The sequence below is a fragment of the Pseudomonas sp. PvP100 genome (assembly GCF_017833055.1).
Classification (GTDB): domain Bacteria; phylum Pseudomonadota; class Gammaproteobacteria; order Pseudomonadales; family Pseudomonadaceae; genus Aquipseudomonas; species Aquipseudomonas syringae.
The window spans coordinates 1,519,962-1,527,828 of record NZ_JAFIBO010000001.1 but is presented as its reverse complement, the minus strand read 5'-3'; the positions used below and the strand labels follow the sequence as shown (position 1 = coordinate 1,527,828).

The 7,867-nt window shown below is 59.8% G+C and carries 6 protein-coding genes; 3 read left to right on the top strand and 3 right to left on the bottom strand.

All coding sequences use genetic code 11. The features are described 5' to 3' along the window. Positions 1–289 precede the first annotated feature (289 nt). Positions 290–1,063 carry a LuxR C-terminal-related transcriptional regulator gene (locus tag JOE39_RS06710; RefSeq protein WP_017279728.1) on the top strand — a complete coding sequence of 258 codons (774 nt, stop codon included), beginning with the start codon at positions 290–292 and terminating at the stop codon, positions 1,061–1,063. An 88-nt stretch (positions 1,064–1,151) separates the two neighbouring features. Here the strand turns inward: JOE39_RS06710 and JOE39_RS06705 are convergent, their stop codons facing one another. The 3 genes from JOE39_RS06705 to rpiB all read right to left on the bottom strand — a co-directional run bounded on the left by JOE39_RS06705 (position 1,152) and on the right by rpiB (position 5,106). Further along, positions 1,152–3,527 (bottom strand): glucose/quinate/shikimate family membrane-bound PQQ-dependent dehydrogenase, encoded by a 2,376-nt coding sequence (locus JOE39_RS06705; RefSeq protein ID WP_210077664.1) that lies wholly within the window; start codon positions 3,525–3,527, stop codon positions 1,152–1,154. Positions 3,528–3,596: 69 nt separating this feature from the next. After that, positions 3,597–4,577: a sugar-binding transcriptional regulator gene (locus tag JOE39_RS06700; protein WP_003346768.1), complete on the bottom strand. Its 981-nt coding sequence runs from the start codon at positions 4,575–4,577 to the stop codon at positions 3,597–3,599. 67 nt (positions 4,578–4,644) lie between these two features. Next, positions 4,645–5,106: a ribose 5-phosphate isomerase B gene (rpiB, locus tag JOE39_RS06695; protein WP_003317697.1), complete on the bottom strand. Its 462-nt coding sequence runs from the start codon at positions 5,104–5,106 to the stop codon at positions 4,645–4,647. Positions 5,107–5,384: 278 nt separating this feature from the next. Here rpiB and JOE39_RS06690 point away from each other — a divergent pair, with 278 nt between their 5' ends. Continuing rightward, positions 5,385–6,872, top strand: a complete 1,488-nt coding sequence (locus tag JOE39_RS06690) for a sugar ABC transporter ATP-binding protein (protein ID WP_210077666.1) — start codon at positions 5,385–5,387, stop codon at positions 6,870–6,872. Further along, positions 6,869–7,846: an ABC transporter permease gene (locus JOE39_RS06685; protein ID WP_003317694.1), complete on the top strand. Its 978-nt coding sequence runs from the start codon at positions 6,869–6,871 to the stop codon at positions 7,844–7,846. Before JOE39_RS06690 ends, JOE39_RS06685 begins: the two co-directional genes overlap by 4 nt. Positions 7,847–7,867 lie beyond the last annotated feature (21 nt).

The following is a 7,867-nucleotide window of genomic DNA, read 5'->3' as shown; positions in this document are numbered from 1 at the left end:
GGCTCAAGATCCTTCTTGGCGGGTAGGCAGCGGATTAAGCACTGCCGTCCCACATGTGTATGGCCCCTTTAACCCGGACAGTGCCGTACGGCCAAATGCCACCGCAGATACACTTTTAGCGGATTGCAATCCTGTCCCTGTTTTTTGTTACAGACGCAGGATGAAAGGTTAGGCTGAATACCCGGAGACCAAGTGCCATCATCAGGCTTATCAGTAAGTGCAATCAGTAGTTGCCGCGCAGCAGTCGACATGGTCCGTTTTTGCGCGGTCGGAATCAGGAAAGCTCAAGATGAACACGGCGCAACATTTCGAGTACCACGACGACCCACGCTTCTATCTGCAACTGGCCAAACTGGTGTCCAGTACGGGCGACGACACCTTTGCCGGGCACATGCTGCAATTGGTGGATTCGCTGGTGCCTATTCACGGGCTTGGCCTCAGTGAATGGACGCTGGACCTGCGCGAGAGCAGCATCAGTCGTATCAATCCGCTGGGCAGTGCGGGCCTGAAGCATGACCCTCCCGGCAGCGAGGCCACCGGCCATCCTCTGCTACCCAGCATTCTGCACATGCAGGACCCGTTGCTGATTCAGCTCAAGACCCCGCTGAGCGCGCAACATCCTCAGCACAACACCCACCAGTGCAATCTGGTGTCCAGCCACGGCGAACGTCGGCTGATCATCTGCTTTTATCGGCTGACTGCGTTGCGGGCGTTTTCGCTGACAGAACTGTCCTTGCTCAAAAGCCTCTCCGATACGCTGTTGCCGCTGGTCGAGCACCACGCGCAGAGCCTCGCTCAGTCCAGCAACAACGCCACCCGCGTCGAACCTGAGCCTGGCTCGCTGGATCAGGCATTCACTGGCAGGCTTGCACAGGACTCGGTCACACTTTCAGCACGCGAGCAGGAAGTCTGCCTGGGCTTGCTGACCGGTGGCACCGTGGCTGAAATGGCGCAGCGCCTCAAGGTCAAGAACAGTTCGGTGGAGACCTACCTCAAGCGCGCTACCGCCAAACTGGGCGTCAGCGGACGACATGGCCTGGCACGCTGGATGGCAGGTGATTGAAGCGCGTATGCCCTGGTGAATGAACTGCAGCGATACGCGCCCGGAAAAAAGGGCCACTAAAGGCTCTTTCGCACAGACGCTCCTGTTTTCAATCAACCCGGAAGGCAATCACGCTGTCGCCCAGCGTCGTACCGAGCGATCCGTGACCGCCAGCAGCGATGACCACGTACTGTTTGCCGTCGTTGCCGGTATACGTCGAAGGAATCGATTGGCCACCCGCGGGTAACTCGTGTTCCCAGAGCACTTTGCCGCTATTGACGTCGTAGGCGCGGAAAAAGTTATCCGCCGTCGCGCCGTGAAAAGCCAATCCGCCTGCCGTCACCATCGGACCGCCATGGGCGACCATGCCCATGGGAAAGCCAACCGGAAAACGTCCCTGCATGAAGCTGGTCTTGAGGTTTTTGGTGGTGCCGACCCGACGCATCCATTGGGTCTTGCCGGTCGTCAGGTCGACCCCGGCCATGGTCCCCCACGGTGGCGCTGTGCACGGAATGCCAAGGCTCGAGGCGAATCTGGAAATACGAATGGCGTAGTCACCGTCGAAGTTCTCGTTCCAGTAGGGCTTGCCCTCCTGAGTGAACAGGCGTTTTTCCTGGGCCTGCGCAGGGCGCTTGATCAGGTTGTAGACATACGCCAGACGTACCGGTGCGGCGATCAGCAACTGGCGGTCAGGGTCCACGGCCACCGACCCCCAGTTGAACACGCCTATATTGCCGGGATAGATCAGCGAGCCTGACTCGGTGGCCGGTGTCCAGGGGTTACCGTCATAACGAAGTGTGTTGTAAGCGATCCGGCAAGCCATCTGGTCAAAGGGCGTAACGCCCCACATGGACTTCTCGGTCAACACCGGCGGGATGAAGTTAAGTCGCGAGACCGGTTGGGTGGGTGCAAAGCGCTCACCTTCGACACCGCCATCGGTGCGCACACTGACCTGATCGACAGGCACGATCGGCTGCCCCGTCAGTCGGTTAAGCACGAAAATGTTGCCGACCTTGGTCGGCAATACCACGGCAGGCTGGCGGTTGCCGTCCTTTCCCAGATCCAGCAGTGAGGGCTGCGAGGGGTTGTCGCGATCCCAGAGGTCATTGTTGGAGGTCTGGAATTTCCAGCGTAGCGCGCCGGTCTTCAGGTCGAGTGCCACCAGCGCATCGCGAAACTGCTCGGTGTTGCTGTCGGGGTTACGCCGGGTGCCGGTTTCGTCGGGCGAAGCGTTGCCAAACGGGACGTACACCAGACCGTTTTTAACATCGGCGCTCAGGGTTGCCCAAGCGACCGGCGTATCTTGCGGATAGTTCTGGTCAGCCGCTATGGGTTGCGTGTTGTCCGGGTTTTGCGGATCGAAATTCCATACCAGCCGGCCGGTGATGACGTCGTAGGCGCGAATCACCCCGGACGGGTTGCCATCGTTATAGCCGTTATCCATGATCGAGCTGCCGATCACGATCAGTTCGCCGGCAATCAGTGGCGCGGAGGTCTGCATCAGCGCGTGCGGGCGGATGGTGCCCATGTTGACGCTCAAGTCGATCACCCCGCCACTGCCGAAGTCGCTGCACAGGTTGCCGCTGTCGGCATCAAGCGCTACCAGTCTGGCGTCTGCAGTCGCGGTGATGATGCGTTTGGCGCACTGAGCCGGCTGTTGTGGCTGACCCGTCGAGCTGGAGGCTGCGGAATAATAGCTGACGCCACGGCAGGTCTGATGCTGTTGCAGGTACGAGCGTTTTTTTTTGGGGTTGTATTTCCAGGCCAGTTGCCCGGTCTGCGGGTTCAGTGCATGCACTTCGTTATGAGGCGTGCACACGTACACCCGGTCGTTGATCTTGAGGGGCGTCGCTTCAAAGGTGTACTCGCCAGCGTCCTTGTCCTCATCACGCAGGTCGCCGGTGTGGTATTCCCAGGCGACTGACAGCTTGCCGACGTTGTCCGGGTTGATCTGATCGAGGCTGGAGAAGCGCTGGCCCGCGTTGCTACCGCCATATGCAGCCCAGTCACTGCCTGCCGACTCGGCGCTGCGGGTGGTCGCCACGTTGTCGATCCGCCCCTGCTGCGGGTACGGATCGTGAAACATCAGCGCAATCACGATCAGCAGCATTGCGCCAAGCGTACCGCCAAGCAACGGATGAAAACGACGCTTATCGGTGCTCGAGCGCGCCTGATAAAGCGGCCGCACTACCCAGGGCATGGCCAGCCACAGGCCGATCAGTGCAAACAGATCGCCGCGAGGGATCCACTGCCATTTGTCGAGGCCGGCTTCGTAGATGATCCAGATCAGGATCGCCCACATCATCACGGCATACAGGGTAAGTGCCGATTTCCTTTTCAGGAATACCAGGGTTGCTGTGGCCAGCAAACCCAGGGCAATCACCGAGTAGGCCGGTGAACCGCCGGCAGCCACCAGTTGCGCGCCCATGAACAGCAGAATGAGGCTGAGTATCGCGATGACGATACCGGTCACTTTGAGAATCATCTTCCTTGCCCTTTATTGTTATCCGATCTTGCGCAGCGACGCTTTCGACCACGGATTTCGCCCGTAGTGTCAGTTTTTGCGTGTCGCGTCATCCAGGGCAAGGATGGTATGGGCGTTGGTGACGGTGGTTGCCAGGGTGTTGATCACGCCTGAGCGCAAGGCACCCAGCGTGGCGGCCGCCTTGGTGTTTTCACTGGCGATGGCCACTACATCCGGGATACGAAACAGTTCCTGCACGGTGAGGCCGATCACCCTGCCCTGTATCGCATTGACCGCAGGCTGACCGTGAATGTCGATGAAGTCATAGCCCATCATGTCGCCCACCGTGCCGGACAGCCTGGCCTGGGCGATTTCCTGCGGGGAGAACCAGCCCATGCGCACCATATTGCTGTTCTCGCTCATGTCACCGATACCGATCAGCGCCATGTCGGCACGCCGCGCACGGTCAAGCGTCGAGCGCACGGTGTCGTTGCTGATCAGAACACTGCGCAGTTCGGGGTTGGCGACCAGCGCCGGGGCGTACAGGCTCTCGCTTTCGCCACCGAAGCGCAGCGCCAGACGGCGGCAGATGTGGTCGGGGTTCATGTACTCGCCCGCCTTGAGCGAACCGCCGATGGCACAGACAAATGTGCAATTGCGCGTCACCGGCAGGAAGACGTTGTCCGCAACCGCACCCACATTGCGGCCCATGCCTACCGCGACGATCATGCCGTCGCCGAGGGTCTTGTTCAAGTAATTGGCAACCAGGCTGGCGACCGCCGAGCGCTGGGTGTCCGGGTCGCTGTGGTCGACTGCAATCAACGCCCTGTCCAGTTGAAAGCGCTCGACCAGCGCCAGTTCCAGCTCGTTGTTCATCGCCGGGTGCTGCAGCACCCGTACTTCGACAATCCCTTCATCACGTGCGCGTTTGAGCAGTCGGCTGACTTTCGCGCGCGACAGGTCAAAGCGTTTGGCGATGGCCTCCTGAGTGACGTTCTCAAGGTAATAGAGCATCGCGACTTCAGTCATCAGGTCGATGTCGCTGGCCATGCGCTGGGTACTGTCACTCATGTGAACGGGCTTCCGTTTCGGCGTCAAAGGCACATTCTCCCTACTCCCGCCCTGTCCCGTCCACTGACTATTGATGCCCGTCACGCTCTATCGCATTGATGCGTTCGACCTTGGCGCCGGAGCGCGCGGCTTCGAACTCAGACTCCAGAAACGATTTGACGATGCTTTTCGCCAGTTCCGTGCCGATCACCCGTGCACCGATGGAAAGAATTTGCGCATCGTTGCTCTTGCGCGCTCGCTCGGCCGAATAGGTGTCGTGAGCCTGGGCGGCACGAATGCCGAAGACCTTGTTGGCGGAGATGGCCATGCCTATTCCGGTCCCACAGACCAGCACGCCAAGCCGCTGCTGCCCGGCGTTGATGGCTGTGGCCACGGCCAGGGCGATGTCCGGGTAAAGCACCGGGGCCGTGGAATGAGTACCGAAATCGGTCACCGGATAACCCAGTGACTCGATATGGCGCTTCAACAATTCCTTGAGTTCATAACCCGCTTCATCACATCCGATAGCCACCGCGAAAGGTGTGTTCATGGCATCAGGCTCCGCTGCCGAGGTCTTATCATCTGACCAAATGTTCAATCGGTGAAATTCCGATCAGCCATTTCTCGAACATTAGCTCGGTTCTGTCAAGCAAGTTTTCCAGCAAACGCTGAACACAAGCTCAAAACCAACGCAGCAGTGCCTCTCAGGCGACACTTCAAAACTTTTATATGAAACAGATTGACTGATCAGAATTTCATTTGGTACACATATGCTCACTGAGCAACGCATCAGCACCTAATAAGAATTCACAGCACGAGGACACGCCAATGGCCAAGCCATTACTGCTCCAGGCTGAACACGTCACCAAGGCTTACGCTGGCATCCCCGCCCTGCGTGACGGGCGTCTCTCATTGCGAGCCGGAAGCGTGCACGCCCTGTGCGGCGGCAATGGCGCGGGCAAGTCCACTTTTCTGAGCATTCTGATGGGCATCACCCAACGTGATGCAGGGACCATCCTGCTCAACGGCGAGCCGGTGCAGTTCAATCGTCCCGGCGATGCTCTGGCAGCCGGGATTGCGATGATCACCCAAGAGCTGGAACCCATCCCCTTCATGACCGTCGCCGAGAATATCTGGCTGGGCCGCGAGCCACGTCGGGCCGGGTGCATTGTCGACAGCAAGGAACTGAACCGACGCACCCGCGCACTGCTGGACGAGCTGGAATTCGACGTCGACGCCACCAGCCCTATGCATTTGCTGAGTGTGGCGCAGATACAACTGGTGGAAATTGCCAAGGCCTTCAGCCATGACTGCTCGGTGATGATCATGGACGAGCCCACCTCAGCCATCGGCGAGCGTGAAGCGCAAATCCTGTTCAAGGCCATCCGCCGGCTTGCCGCCCGGGGCGCAGGCATCATCTATGTTTCCCACCGCCTCAGCGAGCTGGCACAGATTGCCGACGATTACAGCATCTTTCGCGACGGCGCCTTTGTCGAAAGCGGACGCATGGCCGATATCGACCGGGCACACCTGGTGCGCGGTATTGTCGGTCAGGAGTTGGCGCGTATCGATCACAAGGTCGGCCGCGAATGCGCAGCCGAGTGCTGCCTGAAGGTCGAGGGCCTGAGCCGCAACGGCGAGTTCGAAGACATCAGCCTGCACGTGCGTCACGGCGAAATTCTCGGCATTTATGGGCTGATGGGCTCGGGTCGCAGCGAGTTCCTCAATTGTCTCTATGGCCTGACCACACCGGACGCCGGCAGCGTGACCCTGCAAGGCAAGCCACTGCCGGTCGGTATACCCAAGGCGACCATTCGCGCGGGCGTTTCACTGGTCACCGAAGACCGCAAGGACAGCGGCCTGGTGCTCAGCGGCAGCATCCTGTCCAACATCGCGCTGTCGGCTTACCGCCGGCTATCGAACTGGTCGCTGATCGATGCCCGCAAGGAGCACAGGCTGGCCGAAGACATGGTCAAGCGCCTGCAGATCAAGACGACGTCGCTGGATCTGCCCGTCGCGTCGATGAGCGGCGGCAACCAACAGAAGGTCGTCCTCGCCAAATGCCTCTCCACCGAACCGGTGTGCCTGCTCTGCGACGAGCCGACCCGGGGCATAGACGAGGGTGCCAAGCAGGAAATCTATCACCTGCTGGATCAGTTCGTACGCGCTGGCGGGGCCGCCATCGTGGTCTCTTCGGAGGCGCCGGAGCTGCTGCGCCTCAGTGACCGAATCGCCGTGTTCAAAGGTGGCAAGCTGGTGACCATCAGCAGCGATGCCGATCTTTCCCAGGAAGTCCTGTTGAGTCTTGCCTCATGAATGCCAAAACCATCATCGCACCAGCCTCCACGTCTCCACGCAGCCGCCTGCGTCTGTCTCTCGACCGTTTCGGCCTGCCGCTGGTGTTCATTCTGTTGTGCCTGGTACTGGCTTTTGCCAGCGAATATTTCATGACCTGGCGCAACTGGATGGACATCCTGCGCCAGACCTCGATCAACGGCATTCTCGCGGTCGGCATGACCTACGTGATCCTGACCAAGGGCATCGACCTTTCCGTCGGCTCGATTCTGGCGTTCGCCGGATTGTGCAGCGCACTGGTGGCGACACAGGGCTATGGCCTGCTGGCGGCAGTCAGCGCAGGCATGTTTGCCGGTGCCATGCTCGGCGTGGTCAATGGCTTCATGGTCGCCAATCTTTCGATTCCACCGTTCGTCGCCACCCTGGGCATGCTCAGCATCGCCCGCGGCATGACCTTCATCCTCAACGACGGCAGCCCGGTGACTGACCTGCCCGAAGAATACCTGGCGTTGGGTATCGGCCGGATCGGCCCGATTGGTGTGCCGATCATTATCTTCGCGGTGGTTGCGCTGATTTTCTGGATGGTCCTGCGCTACACCACCTACGGCCGTTACGTGTACGCCGTCGGCGGTAACGAAAAGAGCGCACGCACCTCCGGTATCGGCGTACGCAAGGTGATGTTTTCGGTGTACGTGGTTTCCGGGCTGCTCGCCGGACTGGCAGGCGTAGTGCTGTCCGCCAGAACCACCTCCGCCCTGCCCCAGGCCGGCATGTCCTACGAACTGGACGCTATCGCAGCAGTGGTCATCGGCGGCACCAGTCTGTCGGGAGGCACCGGCAGCATTGTCGGCACGCTGTTTGGTGCGCTACTGATCGGCGTGATCAACAACGGCCTTAACCTGCTCGGCGTGTCCTCCTATTACCAGCAGGTCGCCAAGGGCCTGATCATCGTGTTCGCAGTGTTGATTGATGTGTGGCGCAAGAAAAAACGCTAAACCGGCATGAACGACTGACTA